General features: G+C 68.8%; 21 protein-coding genes. 2 read left to right on the top strand and 19 right to left on the bottom strand.

The genetic code is table 11. The features are described 5' to 3' along the window. From LRH25_RS10245 to LRH25_RS10335, 19 genes are all read right to left on the bottom strand, one after another. Positions 1 to 1,110 carry a DUF3570 domain-containing protein gene (locus LRH25_RS10245; protein ID WP_231011095.1) on the bottom strand — a complete coding sequence of 370 codons (1,110 nt, stop codon included), beginning with the start codon at positions 1,108 to 1,110 and terminating at the stop codon, positions 1 to 3. Position 1,111: 1 nt separating this feature from the next. After that, a complete protein-coding gene (locus tag LRH25_RS10250; protein ID WP_231011096.1) occupies positions 1,112 to 1,348 on the bottom strand; it encodes a DUF4266 domain-containing protein in 237 nt (78 codons plus the stop codon). Between the two features lie 4 nt (positions 1,349 to 1,352). Beyond that, a complete protein-coding gene (locus tag LRH25_RS10255; protein ID WP_141290859.1) occupies positions 1,353 to 1,856 on the bottom strand; it encodes a TlpA family protein disulfide reductase in 504 nt (167 codons plus the stop codon). Positions 1,857 to 1,885: 29 nt separating this feature from the next. Next, positions 1,886 to 2,530: an outer membrane beta-barrel domain-containing protein gene (locus LRH25_RS10260; protein ID WP_141290860.1), complete on the bottom strand. Its 645-nt coding sequence runs from the start codon at positions 2,528 to 2,530 to the stop codon at positions 1,886 to 1,888. A gap of 9 nt (positions 2,531 to 2,539) precedes the next feature. Beyond that, positions 2,540 to 3,298 (bottom strand): SH3 domain-containing protein, encoded by a 759-nt coding sequence (locus LRH25_RS10265; protein WP_141290862.1) that lies wholly within the window; start codon positions 3,296 to 3,298, stop codon positions 2,540 to 2,542. Between the two features lie 101 nt (positions 3,299 to 3,399). Beyond that, positions 3,400 to 4,026, bottom strand: a complete 627-nt coding sequence (locus tag LRH25_RS10270) for a hypothetical protein (protein WP_231011097.1) — start codon at positions 4,024 to 4,026, stop codon at positions 3,400 to 3,402. Continuing rightward, positions 4,023 to 7,118, bottom strand: coding sequence for an HzsA-related protein (locus LRH25_RS10275; RefSeq protein WP_231011098.1), 3,096 nt, complete (start codon positions 7,116 to 7,118; stop codon positions 4,023 to 4,025). The genes LRH25_RS10270 and LRH25_RS10275 overlap by 4 nt, the downstream gene beginning before the upstream one ends. A gap of 81 nt (positions 7,119 to 7,199) precedes the next feature. Then, on the bottom strand, positions 7,200 to 8,225 hold the full coding sequence (locus tag LRH25_RS10280; protein WP_231011099.1) for an FAD:protein FMN transferase: 1,026 nt from the start codon (positions 8,223 to 8,225) through the stop codon (positions 7,200 to 7,202). Positions 8,226 to 8,566: 341 nt separating this feature from the next. Next, positions 8,567 to 9,259, bottom strand: a complete 693-nt coding sequence (locus LRH25_RS10285; protein WP_259373959.1) for a 3'-5' exonuclease — start codon at positions 9,257 to 9,259, stop codon at positions 8,567 to 8,569. A gap of 37 nt (positions 9,260 to 9,296) precedes the next feature. Then, a complete protein-coding gene (locus LRH25_RS10290; RefSeq protein ID WP_231011100.1) occupies positions 9,297 to 10,187 on the bottom strand; it encodes an FAD:protein FMN transferase in 891 nt (296 codons plus the stop codon). A 50-nt stretch (positions 10,188 to 10,237) separates the two neighbouring features. Next, a complete protein-coding gene (locus LRH25_RS33065) occupies positions 10,238 to 11,284 on the bottom strand; it encodes a hypothetical protein (protein WP_310742421.1) in 1,047 nt (348 codons plus the stop codon). A gap of 44 nt (positions 11,285 to 11,328) precedes the next feature. Further along, positions 11,329 to 12,507, bottom strand: a complete 1,179-nt coding sequence (locus LRH25_RS10300) for a DUF3570 domain-containing protein (RefSeq protein ID WP_141290185.1) — start codon at positions 12,505 to 12,507, stop codon at positions 11,329 to 11,331. Beyond that, positions 12,494 to 12,760, bottom strand: coding sequence for a DUF4266 domain-containing protein (locus LRH25_RS10305; protein WP_141290184.1), 267 nt, complete (start codon positions 12,758 to 12,760; stop codon positions 12,494 to 12,496). Before LRH25_RS10305 ends, LRH25_RS10300 begins: the two co-directional genes overlap by 14 nt. Continuing rightward, positions 12,757 to 13,275, bottom strand: coding sequence for a TlpA family protein disulfide reductase (locus LRH25_RS10310; protein WP_141290186.1), 519 nt, complete (start codon positions 13,273 to 13,275; stop codon positions 12,757 to 12,759). Before LRH25_RS10310 ends, LRH25_RS10305 begins: the two co-directional genes overlap by 4 nt. Positions 13,276 to 13,308: 33 nt before the next feature. Then, complete coding sequence (locus LRH25_RS10315; protein WP_231011101.1) at positions 13,309 to 15,837, bottom strand: choice-of-anchor D domain-containing protein; 2,529 nt, start codon at positions 15,835 to 15,837, stop codon at positions 13,309 to 13,311. Between the two features lie 4 nt (positions 15,838 to 15,841). Further along, positions 15,842 to 17,317: a DUF1552 domain-containing protein gene (locus tag LRH25_RS10320; RefSeq protein ID WP_141289818.1), complete on the bottom strand. Its 1,476-nt coding sequence runs from the start codon at positions 17,315 to 17,317 to the stop codon at positions 15,842 to 15,844. Beyond that, complete coding sequence (locus tag LRH25_RS10325) at positions 17,314 to 18,993, bottom strand: DUF1592 domain-containing protein (protein WP_170201008.1); 1,680 nt, start codon at positions 18,991 to 18,993, stop codon at positions 17,314 to 17,316. Before LRH25_RS10325 ends, LRH25_RS10320 begins: the two co-directional genes overlap by 4 nt. 588 nt (positions 18,994 to 19,581) lie before the next feature. Beyond that, positions 19,582 to 20,556, bottom strand: a complete 975-nt coding sequence (locus LRH25_RS10330; protein WP_231011102.1) for a c-type cytochrome — start codon at positions 20,554 to 20,556, stop codon at positions 19,582 to 19,584. 114 nt (positions 20,557 to 20,670) lie between these two features. Next, positions 20,671 to 21,255, bottom strand: coding sequence for a PaaI family thioesterase (locus LRH25_RS10335; protein WP_141291286.1), 585 nt, complete (start codon positions 21,253 to 21,255; stop codon positions 20,671 to 20,673). Between the two features lie 89 nt (positions 21,256 to 21,344). Here LRH25_RS10335 and LRH25_RS10340 point away from each other — a divergent pair, with 89 nt between their 5' ends. Next, positions 21,345 to 21,830 (top strand): MarR family winged helix-turn-helix transcriptional regulator, encoded by a 486-nt coding sequence (locus LRH25_RS10340; protein WP_141291284.1) that lies wholly within the window; start codon positions 21,345 to 21,347, stop codon positions 21,828 to 21,830. After that, positions 21,827 to 23,071: an MFS transporter gene (locus tag LRH25_RS10345; RefSeq protein ID WP_231011103.1), complete on the top strand. Its 1,245-nt coding sequence runs from the start codon at positions 21,827 to 21,829 to the stop codon at positions 23,069 to 23,071. Before LRH25_RS10340 ends, LRH25_RS10345 begins: the two co-directional genes overlap by 4 nt. Positions 23,072 to 23,089 lie beyond the last annotated feature (18 nt).

The raw sequence follows: 23,089 nt of genomic DNA on the forward strand, positions 1-23,089 counted from the left end.
TCAGAAGCTCGCGGTCATGTAGAGCTGCACCACATGGCCGGTGAAGGCGTAGGGCTTGCCGGTGCGGATGTCGGTGAAGTCCTGGTAGTCGAAGCGCACGATTTCCCAGGAGCCGTGCAGCTTGACGTCGTACTTGCCTGGCACGTTGGCCGCGTTCCAGCTCAGGTGCGCACCCAGCGACATGCTGTTGAAGGTGCCGAGCTGGCGGTTGCGGCTGAAGTAGGTGGTTTCGGTGGGCGCGTTGTCGCTGTAGAACAAGGCCTTGGTCTGGTGGTTGTAGCGGCCGAAGCCATCGATCAGGAAAGCATCGCCCAGGTAGCGGGTGTAGCCAGCCTCCAGTGTGTTGGCGCGGATCGCCCAGTTGTCCCAGAAGTACCTGTATTCGGCATGCACGGCGCTGCGGGCACCGGCCTCGCCCACGTCGCCAATCACGCGGAACTTGACCGCCCGGCCGGAGCGGGTGCGCGGGTTGTTCTCGTGGATGAAGGAGCCGAAGACACGCGCCAGCCGGTAGGGGCTGCCGAGGTAGCCGTCATCGGCAATGGCTTCGAGGTTGGCGCTGGCGACCCAGCGCGGGCTGAGGATCAGGCTGCCGCCGACGCGGTACTGCCAGTGGCTGGCGCTGTCGGAGAAGCTCGGGTTGTCGTGCATGCCGACCTGGTCCTGCCCGCGCGTGAAGCCCAGCGAGATGGTGCTCAGGCCGCTGAGGATCTCCTGCGACACGTCGACCGAGAAGCTGTTGGCGACGTAGTCCGGCTCCTGGCTGTGCGAGCCGCCGAGCGTGATCAGGCTGTCGCGCGTGGCATAGGCCAGACTCAGGGAGAGCTCGTTGCGCATCTCGTGGTAGGCGCTGGCGGTGGTGACCACGTCGATCGAGGCGTTGCTCACGAGGTCCACGTAGTAGGTGCCGCTGAGCGAGACGGTGTCGGCAATGTTCTTGCGGATCAGCAAGGCCGGGCCGACGGCTTTGACGCCGCCACCGTCGTAGATGTGCACCATCGCTTCAGCGGTGTCGGCCGGCAGGTCCACAGCGCGCGCGCCGCCGTGGCCCAGCAGCGCGGCCAGGCCGGCGCCCAGGGAGCCGAGCGCGGCACCGATGCGGCGAAGCATCTCAGTTGCAGCCACAGCCACCTCCCTGCACGCCGGTGGCGCCGCGGCCGCCTTCGCGGACGGTGTAGACATGGTCGCGGTGCTTTTCGGCCAGGCTGTCGCGCGAGAACTGCATGATCGGGTCGGCCAGGCGCTCGCGCTCATAGGGCTGGACCCAGGGCTGCGGCGTGCTGCAGCCGGCGAGCAGCGTGGCGGCCAGCAGGGCCAGGGCGGGCAGGGTGCGCAGGAGGTTCGTCATCGCGTCACTCCTTCAGCAGCGTGCGGATCTGCTGGTCGTAGGTCTGCTCGACACCGGCGCGGTAGCCGCGGTGCAGGAAGCGCACCTTGCCGTCACGGTCGATCAGCACGGTGGACGGCATCGAGTTCAGCTCGTAGAGCTTGCTGACCTGCTTGGCGCTGTCCAGCAGCACCGGGAACTTCACGCCCAGCTTTTGCGCCAGCGCCGCGGCCGCGGCCGGGTCCTCGTCCACGTTGACCCCCAGCAGCTGGAAGCCGGCGCCCTGGTAGCGCTCGTAGAGCTTGCCCAATTGAGGCATCTCTTCCCGGCAGGGCCCGCACCAGGTGGCCCAGAAGTTCAGCATCACGACCTGGCCGCGCTGCTCCTGCAGGCGCAGGTTGCGGCCCTCGGCGGTGCGCAGCGTGAAATCGGGCGCCGGGGCATTGGGCGTGGGCGTGGCCTGGGCCAGGCCTGCGAGCAGCAGCAGGCACAGCGCAGCGGGGCGCAGCAGGGTAGACAGGAGGTTCATGACAACGGCAGGGAACGCAGGCAGGACGGTCAGAAGAAGAACGACGCGCCGGTCGTCAGTTCGAGGTTGTGGGTGCTGTCGCGCTTGCCCAGCAGGTCCAGCGTGAAGATGTGGTCGCGCATGTCCACGCGCAGCGCGAACCAGTTGGCCAGGAAGACCTTCACGCCGACGCCGAAGTTGAAGGTCTGCTCGCGCTGGTCGACGAACCTGGTGCGGCCCAGGCCGCCGATCAGGTAGACCTGCGAAATCTTCGCGGTGCTGCTGCCGAGGAAGATCTCGCCGGGCAGCATGTTCCAGCCGACCGACAGGTCGTAGTAGCTGAGCTTCTCTGTGTCGCTGGTGAAGATGCCGCCGGGCAGCACGCGGCGGAAGGCCTCGTCCGTGACATTGGTCTGGCCGTAGGCGGCTTCGGCGAAGAAGTCTTCGGTGATGTGGTAGCCGACACGCGCGCCACCGGCGAAGCTGGCGCCGAAGTTCTGCGTGCCGTAGATGCCGCCGAACAGCCCGACCTCGAAGTCGTTGGATGGGAAGCGGGCCGGCCGCAGGTCACTGCGCTGGATCTGCGGCACCACGGCTTGCTGGTCGCCCGAGGTGGTGGTGTCGACAGCCAGCGCGGGCAGGGACAGCAGCAGCGCGCTGGCGGCCAGGAGCGTGCGGGAGGAAAAGTGGGCCATGGGTGGCAATCAGAAGAAGAACGACAGGCCGGCCGAATACGCGCGGTATTCGCCGGTGCGCTGCTGCGACAGGAAGGCGGTGTAGAGCGTGCCGTCCAGCCGCAGCACGAAGCGGTCAGTCAGATGCCAGCGCAGGCCCAGCCGCATGTCGGCCAGCTTGGCATCGGTGGTCTGGGACTCGACCAGGCTCTGGTTCGGGATGTTCTTGAACTGGCCCACGCCGACCGCGAAATACGGCGACAGGCGCTGGTCTGACCAGGGCTCGGCCATCAGGTCTGCATGCCACAGCGTGCTGCCGGAGTACACGCCCTGCACCTGGGCCAGCGAGCCTTCGAGGCTCAGCGTGTCGGACATGCGATACGCGGTCCAGAAGCGGATCATCGGCTCGGACTTGAAGCGGCCCCAGGCGGCTCCCAGCTCCACCTTGCGGTTCAGGTAGTCGCCCAGCACCACGTTGCGGTAAAGCTGGTCGCCGCCGGCCACGACGGTATTTTCCAGCTGGCCGCGCTGCACCCAGCCGACCTTGCCGTTGGCGGTGCGGACCTGGTACCAGTCGGTGTGGCGCAACTCGATGCGCAGCCACTCCTCGCGCTTGGCGACGTAGAAGATCGGGTAGCCGCGGCCCGGGCCGCTGCGCATCTCGACGTAGGCCACCTGGACCTGCACGATCTCGACCTTGTCGTCACGTCCAGGCTCGGCGCCGACCCAGACCAGGGGCTGCGGAATGCCGACCGATGGCACAGCCTCTGGCGCGTCGACTGCTGGCATGACAGTTTGCGCCACTGCGGAGGCGGCCGAAGCTGCCAGGGCGACCAAAATCGTCAGCTGTGCGGCAAGGCCTGTCACACCGCCCAGACGGGAGAAAAAGCTCATGGGGTCGTGTTGCAGGTGCCGGTGGCCGGGTCGGCGGGTGTGAACATGCTGTAGGAGGCGGTGCTGAATTCGTCCTGGCCCTGCGGCGCGGGGTTGGAGATCCAGTAGCGGATCTTCTGCGCATTCGGATCGGACTCACTCGCAAAGATCAGGCCGCCGCCGTGCAGCACGTTCTTCAGCAAGGGCTTGTCGAACAGCCGGCTGTCGTCGGCATTGCCAGGCAGCGTCACGCCCTGGGCCGAATAGAAGTTGCGGTACATGTCGGTGGCGCGGATCACGTCCGCCGACTGGCTCAGGTCCTGGGCCGCCGCGCCGCCGACCACGCGCAGCGCGCCGCCGGTGCCGGTGGTGTTGTCATGGCAGCCACCGCTGGCGCAGGTGTTGGTGTGGTTGCTGCCGTCCGGGGCTGCCAGCGCCGCATCGAGGATGGGCTGGATGCACTTCTGGTAGTAGGCAAACGACAACTTCTCGCCTGTGGCGCCGGGCGGGTTGGTGATGTCAGGCGGGTTGCCCAGCGGGCCACCGCCACCGCAGGCAGACAGCCCGGCGGCCAGGGCGGCCAGGGCGGCCAGCCGTGCCGCAGGGCGCAGGCTGGGCGGGAACAACGGGAGCAGCAGGTTCATCGGGCGGAGACTCGGGTGCCGGCAAGCGCGGCTTTCTGTGCGGGAGGCGGCTTCACGCCGGCCTTGTGCTTGCCGGCAGCCGCGGGGTTGCTGCAGCCGGCCGCGATCCAGGCCACCATCGTGTTGTAGGTGCTGCTGCCCACCGGGAGCACGGCCTGTGCCTGGCTGGCGGCGGCGGCCGGGTGAGGGAGGGTGGACGGCCGGGCGATCAGCGGGTTGGTGGCTGGCGAGCAGACGTCCGAGATCATCGACAGCGAGACGTTGAAGTCGCCTTCCTCGCTGCCGGTCAGCACGAACTTGTTCTCGTGGAAGTCCTTGGCCGCGCTGCTGCCGATGGCCATGTGGCAACCGTTGGCGCAGTTGGCCATCAGGATCGGATGGATGCTGGCCTCGAAGGCCTTCTCGTCCAGCGTGGCCACGGTGCGCACGCCGCTGGCATCGAAGGGGTCGTTGTAGTACTGGCCGCCCAGGTCCATCCATTCGGCGACCAGGCGCTTCTCGGCCGCGTTCAGCAGGGTGGCATGGTCCGGTGCCGGCGACGCGGGCGTGGGGTGGGCGGTCGAGGCGTCGCTGCTGGCCATCAGCTTCTGGCCGGAGAGGATTTCCATCAGCCGGCTCTTGCGTGCCAGGCCCAGCGCGTTGCCTTCGCTGGCGTCGTTCTGCACCAGCGCGGCCTGGCGCGTGACCATGGGCACGCCTTCTTCGAGGTGGGTCTGCGGCAGGCCGGTCTTCGGGTCCAGCACCGGGTCGCCGATCAGCAGTTCCTCGTACGAGACCAGGCGACCGCTGCCGGCCAGCGTGGCGCTCAGGTCCAGCTTGCTGGTCGTGCTGGTGGCGTTGTGGCAGCCGGCGCAGGTCATCGCGCCATCGGTGCCGCGGGTGCGGGTCCAGAGTGGCTGGATGTTGTCGACGTAGTTGATGATGCCGTTCGCGGGAGCTGCGGTGACCAGGTCGTCGGCGCTGCTGTCGTTGCCGGTGTAGCGCAGCGAAATGGCCGGGCGGGCGGTGATGCCGGGCTGGGTGGCGTCGGCCCAGATGTCGGCATACATCAGGTCGGACACCAGCTTCAGGGCCGCAGGGTCCAGCCGGGTGCGGGTGCCGGCCAGCGTTTCGCCGGATGTGCGGTAGGCGGTGAGTGCGCTGCGCAGCGCGGTGGGCACGGTGTTGACCACGGTGCCGGAATTCAGCGAGCCGCCGCGGCGTGGGCTGTGGCAGCCATCGCAGGTGCGGCGCTCGCCTGGGCGCACCTGGATCCAGTTGGTGTGGGTCTGGAAGGCCCGCCCTTGCGAGTCGATGACGGCCAGCGCCACCGGGGTGTCCGCCGGGATCGTGAGTTTGAACGAGCCATCCGGCTCGATGGGGGCATAGCCCAGGATCTGCTGCGGCTCGAAGTCGGTTTCGCCAATGGCCTGGCGCAGGCCCATGCTGCCAGAGGGTGGCGCCACTGCCCGCGTGGCGCGCACGAAGCGGGCCGGAGAGCAGTGATAAGCCGGGTCGGCCGGGTCCTTCATCTTGACCAGGTCGGCCACCTGCGAGCGGGTGTCCAGCGGGTCGGTGGGCGCGGTCTTGGGGATGGCGGCGCTGCAGTTCTCGCCGAGGTCGGTGGCGCCCAGCACCGCGTCGCCCATGCGGCCCAGGCCATCGGTGTCATAGACGCTGCGCACTTCCAGCAGGCCGAGGTCTTGCGAGGCCAGGTCGCTGTCCACCGGCGTCGGGTCGGTGGCATTCGGCTCGGTGCGGGCCTGCAGCGCAATCGGGTCGGTGTACATGAAGCCCGCGTCGGGCGAGGCCACGTTGAGCCAGGTCTGCTTGGCCGGGTCGAACATGTAGATCGCGTACGGCGGCGGCACGTCGTCCTGCAGCGTGTCGGCGGCCACGGCGTCCCGGCTGCGACCACCGTCGCTGAGGCGGGCGATCTCGTCGGCGGTCAGCGTGGCGCAGGAGACGACGTTGCCGTCGCGTGTCACCTCGCAGGGGCGGTAGGCGACCAGCAGGCGGTCGGTGCCGTCCCACAGCGGGTAGGGCGTGGTGACGCGGCCATAGTTGGACAGGCCACGGTCCATTTCCAGCAGCTGATCGGTGATCTGGGCCTGGCCACCTTGTGTGGGCACGCTGGGGTTGGCGGGGGTGTTCTGCTCGGAGTAATTGGCCACGTCAACCCGCATCAGCGCGCCGCCTTCGTGGGTGCGCGACAGCGGCATCAGGTCGGTCGACAACTGGCCGGCGTACGCGCCCTTGGGGTCCATGTCGCGCGGGTGCAGGAAGCTGTTGCCTTCGCTGTGCGCGCCGTACAGCACGAACAGGTCGGTGCCGTCCGGCTTCATGCGGAAGACCTTGAAATGGTTGCGCCCGCCCACGTGGTCCCAGTGCGAGAACATCACGTCGCCATTCGGCCGCACGACCGGGTTGCGGTCATGGCTCTGGTTGAAGGTCAGCTGCACGATGTTGTTGCCGTCCACATCCATGCTGTGGATGTTCAGCGTGCGCTCGCGCTCGTATTCGTCCAGCGCGTAGTAGCTGCGGCCCAGTGCCTGGCTGAGGTGGGATTTGGCCTGGCGGTTCGACGCAAAGACGAAGCCGCGGTTGCCCGGCAGGTAGGCCGGGTCGACGTCGTCGTCATCGGTCGAGCTGGTCAGCCGGCGGAAGGTGCCTGCGGTCAGCCCGCCGGTCGTCATGTCGTATTCCCAGATGTTCCAGCGGCCGGTGCAGGCCGGCTGGCCGTTGACCAGCGAGGTGTTGCTGGTCGGGCAGCGCAGCGAGAAGATGACCTTCTTGCCGTCGTACGAGACTTCGGGGTCGGAGGCGTCGCCCTTGCCCTGGGTGATCAGCGTGGTGAGGTTGTGCTCAGGCGCGCTGGGCGAGGACTTTTCCCGCAGCATCAGGTCCCCGCCCTCAGCGAAGCCGGTGCCGTCGGTGGGGTTCAGGCCCACGGTGTTGACGCGCTTGACGTAGACCAGCGGCACATCGCCGTTGACGGTCAGCGTCGAGTCGCCGCTGGTGCTGCCGCCACCGCCGCAGCCAGCGAGCACGCTGGCGATGAGCAGCGTGAAAGCCGCCCCGGCACGGGTGCGCAGGTCAACAACTGGATTCATGACGGGCTTTCGCATAGAGGGCGCGCGGAGGAAGTGACAAAGAACGTCAAGGCGAGGAAAAACCATGCTGACGATGCAGATTCAGTGCCCGGCTTGGCGCAATCCGCCGGAAAAGTGCAACTGGCCGTTTCCATCGACGATCACGGCGTCCACGCCGGGCAGCGTGTCGATCAGCTTCAGCCCGGCGGCGGCGCCCAGCACGAACACGGTCTTGGACAGCGCTTCGGTGGTCAGGCCGTCGTCGGCCAGGATGGTCACGCTGCGCACGCCTTCGGCTGAACGGCCGGTGCGCGGGTCCAGCAGGTGGTGGTGGCGGCGGCCGTCGCTGGCGATGAAGAAGCGCTCGTAGTCGCCGGAGGTCGAGATGGCCACGTCCTGCAGCGGCAGCACTGCGATGTTGGCGCCGGCCTCGCGCGGGTCGCGCACGGCGACCATCCACGGCCGGCCGCGGCGGTCGCCCAGCAGGTGGCTGTCGCCACCGGCGGCCACCATCGCATGGCGGATGCCGCGTTGCTTCAGCAGCGCAATCGCGTTGTCCACCGCGTGGCCCTTGGCGAAGCCGCCGAGGTCGATGCGCATGCCGGGCCTGGCGAAGCGCAGCGTGCGCTGCTGGCGGTCCAGCAGCAGGCCGCGGTAGCCAATGGCTTCACGGGCTGGCCCCAGCGCGGCGTCGCTGGGGGCGGTGCCGGCGCGGTAGTCGTAGAGCTGTCCGGCGCTGGCGTAGCTGATGTCGAAGGCGCCGCCGGAGAGTTCGGAAAAGTGCAGCGCGCGGGCGATCAGGCCGGCCATTTCTTCGCTCAGCGGCACGGCATGTTCGGCAGCCTCGCGGTTGATGCGCGAGAGTTCGGACTCGGGCCTGTGCGGGCTCATCGCCGCGTCGATGCGGTGCATCTCGGCCATCACCGCGGCCAGCGCGGCCTGGGCCTGGGCCGGGTCTTCGCACCACAGCTCGGCGCTGATGGCGGTGCCCATGATGGCCTGCTCGGCCTTGACCCAGCCAGGCTCGTCCACTGGCGAAGCCGGTGCTGGGTTGGCGCTGGGCCGGGTGGCAGTGGCGGGGCGAGTGCTGCGGCGCCAGGCTGCCGGCAGCATGTTCAGCAGACCCATGTCTGGTCCCGTGTCTGCAGCCCGAAGCGCGGCGGCCACGCGGAGTGGCACGGATGGCAAGACACAGGTACTACTCCCAAACCAAAGGGCCGGCGGCTCGGGCGGTGGCCGCGGCACTCCTGCAGACATGGGCGGTGCACGTTGCCGGTGTGGGGCCGGCCCGCGCGGTGGTCGTCCGGACCGCCCGCATTCCGGTCATCCCTGAAAGATCAGCGCGCGAGGGCGACGTTCCAAGTCAATGCCGGCAATTTGAGGTTACTTTACAGCAGGACCGACAGGGCTCGGTAACCGCTCGTTGCTGTCGCAGGAACCGCTGGTCCAGCCGGGCCGAACAGTTTTGCTCAGCGCCAATCGGCCGGCAGGCAGCGTTCCATGCGGCGGCGCGGCAGGCGCTGCAGCCGGCGCAGCAAGCCATGGTCGGCCTCGGTCGGCAGGACCGGGCCGGGGTGGCGCGCGAGCACGTCGGACTGGATTCGCAGCAGCAGGTGGGCGGTCAGCAGCGCGTCGGACAAGGCGCGGTGGGCCCGGCCTTCGCGCGGCAGCGCGTGGTGCTCGGCCAGGCCACCCAGCTTGTGGTTGGGCGCGTCGGGGTAGAGCCGGCGGCTGAGCAGCAGGGTGCAGGCGAATTCCTCGTGTGCCGGGTCTTCGGGGGCGCCGGCGAGTGCGCTCTCGGCGCGCCAGAAGCTGCGGTCGAAGGGCGCGTTGTGGGCCACCAGCGGGCAGCCGCGGGTGAAGGCCAGGACCTCGTGCATGACCTGGTCGGCCGGGGGCGCATCGGCCAGCATCGCGTTGCTGATGCCGGTCAGCTGCTCGATGAACGGTGGCACCCAGGCGCCGCTGCGCATCAGGCTCTGGTATTGGCCGACGATCTGCCCGCCGCTCACCAGCACCGCGGCAATCTCGGTCGCGCGGGCGCCCTGGCCGGCCATGCCGGTGGTCTCGAAGTCGATCACGGCGATGGTTTCGGCAGGCGGCGCCGCGCCTGGCTCGAAGGAGGCGGTGTCTTGTGGGGCGGTGGCGGACGGGCTCAGCATGCCGCCATTGTCGCGGGGCTCACGGCCGCGCTGCGGGTCAGTTGCCGGCCTGGGCCGCGGGCAAGGCTTCGGGCTCGCCCCGTTCCGGCTGGCCATTGGCGTCGATGGCCAGGAAGGGCAGGCCCTGGCTGCGCAGGAAGGGCAGGGCCTGTGGGCCGAGCAGCATCGCGATGGTGGAGATCGTGCCGGCTGCCAGGCAGGCGGGTGCGACAACGCTGATCGACTGCCAGCCCTGCGCCGGCCAGCCGCTGCGCGGATCCAGGATGTGGCAGTAGCGCCGGCCATCAATCTCGAAGTAGCGCTCGTAGTCACCGCTGGTGGCCAGCGCGCCCTGGTGCAGCGGGATGCTGGCCACGATGGCATTGGCGTCCCGGGGATGGGCGATGCCGAAGTGCCAGGCTTGGCCGTCGTCGCGGTGGCCCACGGCGCGCAGGTCGCCGCCGAGGTTGACCAGCGCGGCGCCGATTCCGGCCTCGGCCAGCAGCGTGGCGGCACGGTCCACGGCGTACTCCTTGCCGATGCCGCCGAAGTCCAGTTCCATGCCGGGCCTTGGCAGGTGCAACGCCGGGCGCTGCCACGTCACTTGGGACCAGCCGACCAGCGGCATCAGTGCGGCGATTTCCCCGGCAGTTGGCAGGCGGCCGGCACCAAAGTCCCAGGCGCGCCGCAGGACCCCGGTCGTGAGGTCGAATGCGCCGCCGCTGGCTGCATGGGCGCTGACGGCGAAGTCCAGCAGGTCGCAAGTCTCGGTGTCGAGTTCGACCGGGGCCGATAAGCCTGCGGCCCGATTGATGTGCGACACCACGCTGTCGTTTCGATAGCGTGAGTATTTGGCTTCGATGCGGTGGACTTCGGCGATGGCCGCCTCGACGGCTGGTGCGGTGGCCGGCGTGGCGCGCTGGACCTGGATGCGGCAGGGGCTGCCCATGGCGTGGAAGTCCGTGTGGAACTCCGCCTGGGCACTTGCGCCCGCGGCACTCATTGCACGGTGCAGCCGATGCGCTCGCTGCCCAGTGCCACGTCATCGATCCAGACGGTGTTGGTGGTGCCGCCGTAGGCCTCCCATCCCAGCTTCAGGTCGCTCAGCGCCGGCCGCCAGGAGGGGGACTGCGTGATCCAGCTCTGGTCCACATCGTTGGTGGCGGTGCCGTCCTCCTGCAGGCCTGCGGGCGCCACGCCGTCGACCCAGGTCTGGATGGTGCCGGCAGACTGGTCGATGCGGAACTCGACGCAGGTCCAGGTCTGGGGCTTCAGGGCCTGACTCAAGGAGATGCCTGTCGGGCTGAGCGAAGGCAGCGTCGCATCGTCCTTGGACCGGTTCCACATCAGGATGCCGCTTTGTCCGCCCATGCGAAGCTCCTGGCTTTGCGAACCGTTGGAATCGTTCGCGTCCCGCATCGAAAGAAAGGTCACGTGGGCATCGTTGAGGGCGCTTGCGAGCCGGATGTAGAAGCGGCCGTAGCGCACATTGCCGAGCAGGCTGATCGTGGCGTTCTGGATGAAGGCGTGGCCGCAGTAGTCGCTGCCCGGGTCGATGCGCACGGAATGCGTTCCACTGTGGGCCTGCGTGGCATCGATGACGGCGTGGCCCGAGCCGGAGAAGCAGTTCGGCCCGCCAACGCTCCAGCGCGCGGCGTCCGGCGCGCTGTCCGCCGTGTCGAACTCGAAGCCGTCGCACAGGGCCAGCGTCGAGCACGAAGCCGTGGCGCCGGTGCCGCCTCCGCTGGTATCGCCACCGCCCGCGCCGCCGCCGCTGGTGCCACCTCCGCTGGTGTCCCCGCCACCGCTGCTGCCTCCGCCACCGCTGCTGCCTCCGTCGGTACTGCCGCCGCTGGTGTCCCCACCACCGGTGCCGCCTCCGCTGGTGCCGCCGCCACTGCTGTCTCCACCACCCGTGCTGCCACCGCCGCCCGAGGTTTCGGTCGAGCCGATGGTCGTGCCGCTGACGGCATCGGTGTTCCAGCTCGGCTGGTTGCCACTGCCGCCGCCGCAGCTGGCGAGCAGGAGGAGAACGGCAAGATTCACGGGGATCCTGGGCCAGGGATGCAGGGGATTCATCATGGTGGCGATCAGAAGCTGTAGGCCAGGCCCAGTTGAAGAGAGGTGGCACGGAAGGGATCGATGCCCAGCGAGCCGTGGCCGCCGATCCGCCACTGCGCGCGTTGTTCGTAGCGCTCGACCTTGGCATCTGCCGTCCAGGCACCCAGGGTGTACTCGGCCTTCAGTCCTGCCGTGAAGGCGCCGAAGGCCGAGAGTCGCTGGTCGTCCGAGCTGTAGGTGGCTTCGGCCGGCAGGCCTGGGTAGACCTCGACGTCGGTCACCGGGTCGTGATAGAACGAAGCGGAGGACTGGGTGTAGTAGCGCAGCAGCGGCGAGAGCTTGAGGCTTTCGGTCACCGGCTGCACCCACTGTGCGTCCAGCGAATGCGCGCCGATGCCGAAGCTGTCGTGGTAGTAGCGGTAGCCGGTTCGCAGCGTGGCGCCCCATCCCTGCATGTGATGGTTCCAGCGCAGCTGGAAGACGGTGGTGAAGCGCTCTCGGGGCCGGCTGTCGAATTGCTTGTACGGGTCGCTGAAATACCCGTTCCCGAAATTCAGGCCCAGCGTCGCCTGGATCAGGTCGTTGCGCGTGAACGCGCGTGTCACCCCCACCATCGTCTCGATGGTGCGTTTGTGATCCTGAGCGACCCCCAGCACGCCGCCGCCGGTGGGCGCTATGGTGTCCTTGCTCAGGCCGAGCGCCGCCGTGAGGGTGTTGTTGTTGTCCTCGGTGGACCAGCGGCCCTCGACGGACAGCGCGTTGGAGACGTAGTCGTTCTCGCTGGAGTGCGACACGCCCACGGCCAGGGCAGAACGCTCGCTGAAGTGCGTGACCTTGAGGTCGCCGGCCACCCGGCGATCGCTCATCCGGCTGGCACCGCTGATGTCGCTGTAGTAGCGCGGGGTGGCGCCGGACACTTCGTCGACCACCGCCGAGGCGTCGACCAGCCACTGCCTGCCGATCGGCAGGCTCAGCAGGGCCGACGGCGAGCTGACCTGGATGCGCTTGAAGGTGGAGGGCTCGCTGCCGTCGTAGAACGGGTACTGCGTCTTCACCGACTGGCTGTCCTGGTAGTGCAGGTACTTCAGCGCGATCAAGGCCTTTTCCGGCGCTTCTTCGGCCAGCGCGGGGCGTGGCATCACGCCGGGCACTGCCAAGGCAGCCGCGGCCAGCCAGCCGAGCGGGCGGGCGACATCAGTTGCAGCCACAGCCGCCTCCGCCCACGCCGCCGCCGCCAGCGGCCGCCTCCTTGCTCTGGTAGATGTGCTGGGTGTAGCGCTGGTCCAGCGCGTCACCCCCCATGGTCATCTCGGGCTTGGCCAGGTTGCCCTTCTCCCAGGGCTTGGGCCCTGCAGACAACCAGTCGGAAGAGGGCGCCTCCTTGCCAGAGTGCGATCCGGGCAGCGCGCAGCCGGCCAGCGACGACAGCACCACCAGGGCGGCGAACAGGCGAGGTGTCATCGCCGCGCTTCCAGTGCGCGGGCAATGCGCTGCTCCAGCACGGCGGCGTCTTCGTCGCGGAAGCCGGCGTGCACGCTGTCGATGAAACCGTTGGCGCCGATCAGCACCGAACTGGGCATGCCCTTGACGCCGAACAGGCCCGGTGTCTTGCCCTGCGTGTCGAAGCCGATGGTGAACTTGGCGGGCACCTGGGCCAGGAAGTGCTCGGCATCTTCACGCCGCTCGTCGAGGTTGATTGCCACGATGCGCAGGCCTGCAGGCCCGTACTTGGCCTGCATCTCGTTCATCCAGGGGAAGGATTTCTTGCAAGGCCCGCACCACGAGGCCCAGAAATCCAGCAGCACCACCTGGCCCTGGAAGCTCCCCAGGCGCAGAGGCTGGCCGCCTGCGGCGGTCGCACTGATCTCCGGTGCGAACTGTCCTGGTGCCACTGCCGCGGCGGGTGAGGCCGCGGCAGCGCAGGCGGCCAGTGCGACAGAGGCAAGCAGGCGAGCGGCCCAAAGATTGTTCTTCATCACGGTTCTTTTTCTCACGGTTGTCTGTCCTTCTCACTTCACAGCCGAACGCCGGCCTGCCCAGGTCAGCAGCAGCGCCATCAGGGCGAGGGCGAGCAAGGCCTCGAAGGAAACGGCACCGCCGCCACCCACGTTGGTCACTTCTGTTTTCGCCTCGGCCTGCAGCGGCACCTCCAGCGCGCTGGTGTCTGCGGCCACGATGCGCAAGGTGCCTGTCGCGCTGCCCCCGGTGCTGGGTGCGAACTGCACGGCCAGCGTGCAGGAGGCGCCCGGGGCCAGCGTCCACGGCATGCTGGCGCAGGCGTCGCTGGCGGCGGCAGCCTGCACCACGAAACCGCCTGTCGTGCTGACGCCGTTGAGGGTCGCCGTGGCATTGGACTGGTTGGTGACACGGATCACCAGCGGCTCGCTGCGGCCCCCGGTCCGCACGACGATGGCGCGGAAGTCCAGCGTGCTTTGGTCGGCCACGAAGGGCGACGAGAGATTGCCCCCACCACCGCTTCCACCACCGCCACTGCCTCCACCACCGCTGCCGCCACCACCGCTGCCACCGCCGCCAGTGCTGGTACTGGCCGCACCGACACCGCTGAGCGCGATCTCGGCCGGGTTCTCTCCGTCCGAAGCCACGAGCAGGGTCGCGCTCAGGCTGCCGGCGCTGTCCGGGACGAAAGAGACGACGACGGTGCAGCTCTCGCCTTCGGCCAGGTGCACGCCGCCCAGGCATGTGCCGCCGCCCACCGAGAAGGCCTGCGGCGACACGCCGGCCAGGCCGAAGGCTGACACCGCCACCACGCCGGGCCCTTTGTTCACCAGGGTCAGTGCATCCGAGGCCAGGGACTTGCCGACCTCGGTGGTGGCGAAGGCAATTCTCGTGTCGCTGCCCTGCCAGACCAGCACGGGCAGTGCGCTCGTCACGCCCAGGCCCGTCAGCACGATGCTGTTGGGCGAGCTGAAGGCATTGCTGACGATCTGCACCTGTTCCGCCGCGGTGGCGCCGGCCGGCGTGAAGCTGACGCCGATGCTGCATGCGCTGCCGGCTGTCAGTTGCGGTGGACAGTCGTGGTTGACGCTGAATTCGTTGGATGAGCTGGTGATGGAAGCGATGTTCAGCGCCGCGCTGCCACTGTTGCTGAGGATGGCCAGATGGGGGGACGAGGTGGTGCCCAGCGCCACCCGGCCGAAGCCCAGCGCCACCGGCGAGAGGCTCAGCGAGGGAGCGGGTGTCGCGATGGCCTCGCCCGACAGCGAGACCGATGCCGTGCCCGAGGGGGTGTTGGACGCGATGTCCAGCGTTGCCACGCGCGTGCCCAAGGCGCTGGGCTTGAGTGCCACCGTGATGGTGCAGGTGCTGCCGGGGGGCACGTTCGAGCCGACCTGGCAGGTCCCGCCAAGCACCATGTCCGCGGCATGCACGCCACTGGCGCTGATGCCGCTGATCGCCAGGCCGGCCGCGCCGGCGTTGCCCACCTCCAGCGTGCGCGGCGGTCCGGCGATGCCGAGCGCCTGCGTGCCCAGGTCCAGCCGGGTCGCGTTGAGCGTCATGTTGGGCGACGGTGCAGCGGTTCCCTCGCCGACCAGGGCCACGGTCGAGCTGCCGGAGCCGGCGTTGTGCTGAAGGACCACCGCGGCGCTGCGCGTGCCGAGCGCGGCCGGCGAGAAGCTCAGGTCCAGCACGCAGTTGCTGCTCACGGCCACGGTGGCGCCCGCGATGCAGGTGCTGCCCGAGCCCAGCGCATAGTCCGTGGCGCTGGTACCGGTGACCTGCACCGAGCCGATCACCAGTGTGGCGGCACCGGTGTTGCTGACGACCACGCGCTGGCTGGCCGATGTGCTGCCAACGGCCTGCGAGAAGGTGAGCTGCGTGGGCGACAGGGACACGGTGGGCGCTGTGTCGCCGCCCAGGCCCGCCAGGCTCACGGTGCTGGCACCGCCCGGGCCGTCGTGCGCGGCGGTGAGGGTGCCGGAGCGCGTGCCCGCCAGGGTGGGGCGGAAGGTCAAGGCCACCGTGCAGCTGCCCCCCGCCACCAGTTGCATGCCCTTGGTGCAGGTGCCGCCGGCGATGGCGAAATCACTGCCCGCGGTGACGCCGATGTCTCCCAGCACCAGGGCCGCTGTCGCGCTCGCCGCATTGCCAACGGTGACGGTCTGGACCGGCGTGGTCTGGCCGATGGGCTGGGTGCCGAACTGGAGGCTGGCCGGCGACACCGTCGGGCTGGGCGCAGCCGCCACCGGCAGGTAGACCGGCGTGCCGCCCAGCTTGCCGGCGATGTAGGCGGCCAGGTCGTTGAATTCCGTGTCGCTCAGCCGTCCGCTGAGGAACTGCATCTGGCTTTGCGCGCTGATGGCCGACTTGATCTTGCCCGCGTCAATGCCGTTGGTGATGCGGTTCTGCGCCCCGCTGGGCAGCGTGCCGTGGCAGGCCGAGTTCGAGCAGCTGCGCTTGGCGCTGACGAGGGTGGCAATGTAGAGGTTGCCGCCGTTGCTGGCGTCCTGCGCCCAGGCGCCAGTCCAGCAGAAGGCCAGCGCGGCCAGGCAGGCCGCGGTCCGTAAGACTCGCCACATCGCGTCAGGCCCTCAGCCAGGGCAAGTCCTGCCCAGCCACATTCCAGATCGCGTCGGTATGGTCGCCGTTCGCGCCGCGCACGTTGGGGTAGCCCACCACCGTGGTTTCCTGCTCGGAGCGGGTCACGCCCATGGCGCGCAGGATCATGCCCATCCACTGGTTGTAGATCAGGCCCGAGTACCAGTGCGGGTCGGAAGACCAGCTGAACGATGTGAGGTCGCGATAGTCCAGGTACTGCCCCGTCTTGAAGTAGCCGCCGGCGTTGCCCAGGCTCACCACCGGAATGCAGCGGTTGTGGTGGTGCCCCGGGTTGCCGCCTGAGCCCAGTTCGAAGGCACTGGCGAGCAGCGTCTTGTCGAAGATGGTCGCGCCATCTGCGGTGGTGATCTGGTCCAGCTTGTTGGCGAGGTTGAGCATCGCGCCCTCGAACTGCAGTTGCACGGCAGCATTGAAGCCGGCGCGGCGAGCGGGGTCGTCCAGCGCGTGGGCATAGTTGTTGTGCCAGGCGAATTCAGAGTCCGGCCCGAAGGTGTAGGTGTTGGGGCCGCAGACGTAGACACGGCTGATGCCGGCCGCAAAGGCTGCTGCAACGATGTCGTTCCAGAGCTTTTCGCAGGCGGCCTGCTGCTCTGGTTTTCCGTAGAAGCCCTCGGCGGCTTCGACGGCCGATGTGTCGGTGGTCGGGCGCGGGAAGCTGCTGCCGTTGGCCGTGCTGGTCACCTGGCCCTGCACGTCGCTCAAGAGGTCCAGGTAGTTGGACAGCCGGTTGCGGCAATCGGCAGAGCAGGCCGGATCGGACATCACCAGGTCGGCATGTTCCTTGACCCGGTCGACCAGCACGATGGACGGCTCGCCTGGCGTGGTGGTGGTGCCGAACAGGCGGTCGAACAGCTTGACGTTGCTTTCGGCGGTCTGCTCGGTCTGCGTGGTGCTGGTGTTGTTGCCGGTGCCGTTGCCCGACAGCGAGACCAGGTTGCGCACGATGGCGCCCTGTGGTGGCCGCGCGGGATAGAAGCCGGTCGAGCGTGCCAGCACCTGGTCGATGCTGGGGCTGCCGCCGTCGCCGCCCAGCGAATAGCCGCGGTTGTGGCCCACGCTGGTGTGGTAGTCCAGCCCGTTGATGACGTTCATGCGCGACAACATGCGGGGCGACAGGGCACTGGCGGCGGCGCTGAGGATGTCGCTGATGACCACCTTGTCGCCGGAGGTCTTGGACTGCAGCGGCATGCCGCGCACAGCGACGCCGCCGGCAGTCGTGGTCTGGCTGGCGGCGAGGTCGAGCAAAGGGCCGTAGAACTGGCTCTGGAACACACCGTGCCAGGTGGTCATGTGCACGAAGTAGCGCTCGGCGCTGAGGGCCGCCTGGGCGGCTGCACGGGCTTCGCGCGGCAGCAGCGAGGGCAGCAGCGGCAAGGCCAGTGCCGTGCCGCCGCCGATCAGGAACTGGCGCCGCGTCAAAGGGTTGTAGGCCGGCTTCATGGCGCCACCTTCGCGGTCATCTGGAACTCCTTGCGCAGCGCGATGGCGGCCATCAGACGACGGATGTTGGTGCCGCTGGCGGCTTGCTGGCGCAGCGCCTCGATCAGCTCGGCGTCATCTGCGGTGTCGGCGCGGCCGAAGGTGTAGCGGGCGTAGTTGCGGGCGAAGCATTTCTCGAAAGCGCCGCTGTCGAGCATCAGCTGCTGTGCTTCGCTGGCGGTGGCCACCGAGCGGGCAGCGATGCCGGCCAGCGTGGCCACCGCCGCGGTGTCGATCGGCTTTTCGCCCATCACGTTGCCGTTGTCATCGCGCACCACCTCGGTCTGGCGCAGGCGCCCCAGCGCATCGAAGTGCTCGAACACGAAGCCCAGGGGATTGATCTGCGCCTGGTGGCAGCCGATGCAGGAGGTGCCTTCCATCTGGGTCACGCGCTCGGTGCGTTGGCGGGTGGTCAGCACGCCGCTGAGATCAGCCTTGGCGTTGGACTGGTCCATCGCCGGCGGCGGCAGCGTCTGGCAGGTGAGCGCGTTCAGCACGCGGATGCCGCGGCGGATGGGCAGCGTGGTGTCGGACGAGCCGTTGGCGATCAGGCCGATGCGGGTGGTCAGGCCCACCCGCTGCGATTCGGTGAACAGCGGGGGCGTGGACTTGCCGTCCCAGACGGCGGTGTTGTAGAGCGTGGCGATGTCCGCAGTGCGGGCGAAGGCGTGGCGGTCGGTCAGCAACTGCTGCAGCGAGCCATCGCGCGATGAGACGTAGGACACCATGTCCAGCACTTCGTTGATGGCCGCATCCCGGGTGGTGGACAGCGGTTTGTAGCTGCCCGCGAAGGCATCGAATTTCGCGTTGCCGACCTTGCCGTTCATCGCCACCAGTTCTTCGAGCTTGAACCAGCTGCTGAAGAAGCGCCTCGTCGGCGCCTCGGCGCGCGCATCGGCGGCCAGCCGGGCCACCTGGGCCTGGTAGACCGCCGGGTCCAGCAGGCTGCCGTCGTCGGCCGCGCTGGCCAGCGGGGCATCGGGCACGGTGTCCCAGAATTGATAGGACAGGCGCGAGGCCACTTCGTGAGCGGTCAGCGGGACGCATTGGCCATCGCCTCCGCTCGTCTGGCCCAGTTCGACGCGCAGGTAGAAGCTGGCCGAGGCCATCATCGTGGCCAGCACCTTGGACATGGCTTCCGGTGTCTTCGCGCCACCGGCCGCAGCCACGTAGACCGCGACCTCGGCGTCCGTCATCGGCCGGCGGAAGAACAGGCGCCCGGCACGGCGGGCAAAGCTGGCCATGCAGGTGTTGGCGTCGCTGCCGCAACTGCCGAGCAGGCTGGTCACGCGTGCGGGGTCGGCCGTGACGGCCTTGGCCAGCGTCTGGGCTGCCTGGTGCAGCGCAGTCGCCTGGCGGGCGCTGAGCGCCGTGTCCAGTCGTGCGAAGCCTGTGTGGCGGGTGCTGTCGGGGTCGACCAGCGTGTCGGGCGGAAACTGCGCCTGATCGACCACGGTCGACTCGACGGTGGCGGCCAGGGTGGCATCGCCGGTAAATTGCTGTATCGCATCTGTGAGCGAGTTGGTCAGCTGGATGCGGGTCAGCCGGCGAGGCGCGCCGGCTGCATGGCAGCCCGGGAAATGCGTGCTGCCTGTCTCCGCGGCCGCCACCGCCTGCACCTGGGCATGCGGATCCATGCCTCGGGTGTAGGTGGTGGTGACGACGTTGACCGGGCTTGAACCGCCGCTCCCCGACGTGGACGCACCATCCCCTCCGCTGCCGCCGCATGCAGCCAGGGCAGCCGCAAGAACGGCTGCCCAAACCAGTTTCTTCATGTGTCCCTCAACGTTCTCTTCTGCGCGGCCATCGGCGGCAACGCAGCCCTGGATTCGTCATCCGCTCTGGTGAGCGCTTTTTCTTGTCTTGCAGAAATGGTGCCACCCGCCGGGTGCTGAATCGAATGCCGATGCCAGCCGACAAACTTCGAAACATCGAGTCACTTCTTGTGCCGCATCCTGGCGATGGCGAAGCGCCGCTGCCCAGCGCGCTGGCAAGTCAATTCGGCTCGATGGACGCACCGGGCGGATGGCGCTGCCGGACACCCTTGCGGCATGCCCTGAGACACGGACGTTCAGTTACTTCTGTAAAAGAGATGCCTTTTGGTGAGCCAGGGGCGGCCTGCGGGCGGGGCCATCCCGCTGGCGCGTGTGACCAATCTCGTCGCGCTCCGGTGACCAATTCCGTCGCCTGGCAGGCGCTTGCGCCCTGCGTCATCGCGCCTCATGTCACGGCTGTGCGGCGGGGCTTGGGGGCAGGCTGCGCAGGTAGAGCTGCAAGGCGTCCAGTTCCAGGTCGCTCATCTGGCTGAGCGACTCGAAAGGCATGCTGCGGCTGACGGCGCTGTGGTCGGGCCGGGTGCCGGTGCGCATCAGCCGGCGGAACAGCGCAGGGTCGGCATAGGCGGCCATGCCGCTGTGGTTGCCCGAGCCCGAGGCGGTTGGCAGGTCCGGCGCCAGGCTGGGCGCCCAGGGCTGGCTGGCATCGTCGCGGCCGCCGGTCAGCTGCGCGCCATGGCAGCGGGTGCAGGCCTGCGCCACGTAGCGGCCGTAGGCCACGCTCAGGGCCTCGGGCTCGGCAGGCTCGGGCGGACGGGCATGGTCGATCTTCTCGGCTGCGTCCTGCCACTGGCCCAGCCCGTGGCGCAGCCGCAGCGAGGTGGGCAGCTCCAGCACGGCGGCGCGGCCGGGGACCGGTGGCAGCTGCATGAGGTACTGGACCAGCGAGGCCACGTCGTCGTCGCTGAGGCGGTTGTAGTCGTCAGAGGGCATCAGCAGCACCGGCTGGCCGTTGGGCTTGACGCCGTGGCGCAGCACGCGCTCCCAGTCGGCAGGCTTGTAGCCGGCGATCACATTGCCCGGGCCGGGGCTGATGTTCGGGCCGGCGGCGCGTTGGCCGGTGAGCGGGTCGTCGATGAACAGCCGGCCTTCGCCTTGCTGGCCGTGGCAGCCGGCGCAGCCGCGCGTGTCGTACAGGTAGCGGCCGCGGGCCAGGCTGGCATTGTCGTCATGCAGTGCCAGCGGGTAGGCCGGCAGGCTGATCACGCGCAGGCGCTTCTGGTCATGCTGCTGCAAGGCCCAGCCACAGACGGCCAGCAGCGCCAACAAGGCCAGCAGCAGCAGCCCGGCCAAGGCCGGGATTGCATACCGATGCTGGTTGCCAGCCCGCTGCTCGCCGGCATTTGTCTCCACCACTGCTTGCATTCGCCTTCAACCACACAACAGGAACCGCCGGCAGCGGGGTGTCGCAGGCGGGCAAGTGGGCAGTGTCGCGGCAGGCCGCAGCGCGCGCATCCCTCATCGGATGCACGTGGTGCGTCATCCCGCTGAAGGTGTCATCACCAGGCAGGTGGTGGTGGCGTGGGCGTAGAGCTTGCCGTCCGGCCCGTACAGCCGGCCTTCGGCGAAGCCAAGCTGGCGGCCGGTGTTGATCACCCGGCCTTCGGCACGCACCAGCGGCACCTTCAGCGTCAGTGCCCGCAGGTAGCTGATCTTCAGTTCGGCCGTGGTGTAGGCCACGCCGGCCGGCAGCGTGGTGTGCACTGCGCAGCCCACGGCCGAGTCCAGCATGGTGGCAATCCAGCCGCCGTGCAGCGTGCCCATGGGGTTCAGGAAGCGCTGCGGCGGGTGGCCCTGGAACACGAAGCGACCGGCCTCGTACTCGATGGGCCAGATGTCCGCGCCTTCGCTGACGTGGGGATACGGCAGCTCGCCCTTGCTGATGCCTTCGAAGACCTGCAGCCCGCTGAGCCCTTGCAACTGCTCAGGCCTGGCCACGCCGGCTTGCAGGAGCTGGCGTCGCGCTTCGGCTTCCTGTTGTTGCCAGCGGGCCAGCGTACCGGCAGCGGTGTCGGGCGACAAGGCGGCAATGCTGTGCCAGAGGGCCTGGTTGTCAGAGGGCATGGGCATCTCCTGAGGGGGAACGGAGGGGGAGGCGGGATATGGTTATCATAATAGTTGTAGTTGCAACAGTTGTGGCTACAATAATTTGCATGGCACATCCCGTGATCGACCCTCCTGCCCTGGCGGAGCCGCCCAAGCTGCCTCGCGGCTGCAGCAACCTGCGCCTGCGCCAGGCCGACCGTTTGGTCAGCCTGCACTTCGACAGCGTGGTCCAGAAGGCGACCGGGCTGAAGACCTCGCAGTACACGCTGCTCAGCCACATTGCCGCGATGGGGCCGGTGCGGCCGGCCGACCTGGCCGCGGCAATGGCGCTGCAGCCATCCACGCTGACCCGCAACCTGCAGCCGCTGATGGCGCAGGGCTGGGTGCAGATGGGCCCGGGCGCCGATGCGCGCTCGCGCAGCATTTCGCTGACCGACGCCGGCCAGGCCAAGCGCCAGAAATCCCAGCTGGCCTGGAAGCAGGCTCAGCTGGCGTTCAACCAACGCATGGGCACCGAACGCGTGGCCCGCCTGCATGCCTTGCTGGACGAAGTGATCCAGCTGATGGCCGACACACCGGAGACCCCGCGATGACGAAGACTCCTGCTTCTCTCTCGGCGCCCGCCGTCTGGCTGGTGCTGCTGGCCGCTGGCGGCACCTTCGCGCTGACCATGGGCGCGCGCCAGTCCATGGGCCTGTTCCTCGGCGACCTGAACAGCTCGACCGGGCTGGGCCTGGCGCAGATCAGCCTGGCCTTTGCGTTCGGCCAGCTCTGGTGGGGCCTGACCCAGCCGTTCGCCGGCCTGGTGGCGGACCGCTACGGCCCGGGGCGGGTGCTGATCCTGGGTGTGCTGCTGGTCTGCACCGGCACCGCGCTGATCCCGCTGATGCACAGCAGCACGGGGCTGATCCTGGCCATTGGCGTGCTGGCGGCCGGTGGCGCCGGCATGGCAGGGCCTTCGGTGCTGATGGCCGCGACCACGCGGCTGGTGCCGGCCGAGCGGCGCGGCATGGCGACCGGCATCGTCAACGCCGGCGGCTCGTTTGGCCAGTTCGTCTTCGCGCCGATTGCGCAGGGCATGACGGCGGCTGCCGGCTGGGTCTCGGCGCTGCAACTGCTCGCGGTGCTGCCGCTGATGGCGCTGCCGGCAGCCTGGGTGCTGCGCAAGCAGCCGACGGCAGCGGGCGCGCCTGCAGCGGCGCCGGTGGAGCCCACCGGGCAGGTGCTGCGCCGCGCGCTGCGCGACCGCAGCTTCCTGCTGCTCTCCGGTGGCTTCATGGTCTGCGGCTTCCATGTGGCCTTCCTGGCCACCCACCTGCCAGGTGTTGTTGTGTCGTGCGGCTTGCCGGCCGCGGTCGGTGCCTGGTCGCTGGCGGTGATCGGCCTGTTCAACATCGTCGGCAGCTTCGGCATCGGCTGGGCCATCGGTTTCCAGGGCGGGCGCTGGCGCATGAAGTCACTGCTGTCGCTGATCTACCTGCTGCGCGGCGTGGCGGTGCTGGTCTTCGTGCTGTCGCCCAAGAGCAGCGCCGGCATGCTGGTCTTCGCCGCGGTGATGGGCGTGAGCTTCCTGTCCACCGTGCCGCCCACGGCCGGCCTGGTGGCCCGCTTCTTCGGCCCGGCCCACATGGGCACGTTGTTCGGCATGGTCATGCTGGCCCACCAGATCGGCGGCTTCCTGGGCGCCTACCTGGGCGGCAAGACCTTCGAGGCCACCGGCAACTACACCTGGATGTTCTACGCTGACGCGGTGCTGGCCTTTGGCGCGGCCCTGATGCACCTGCCGATCCGCGAGTCCTCGCGCGTGGTGGTGCCGGCGGCGCAGCCGGCTTGAGCGACGCGACGCCTTGGT

The sequence above is a fragment of the Ideonella azotifigens genome (assembly GCF_021043325.1).
GTDB lineage: Bacteria > Pseudomonadota > Gammaproteobacteria > Burkholderiales > Burkholderiaceae_C > Ideonella > Ideonella azotifigens.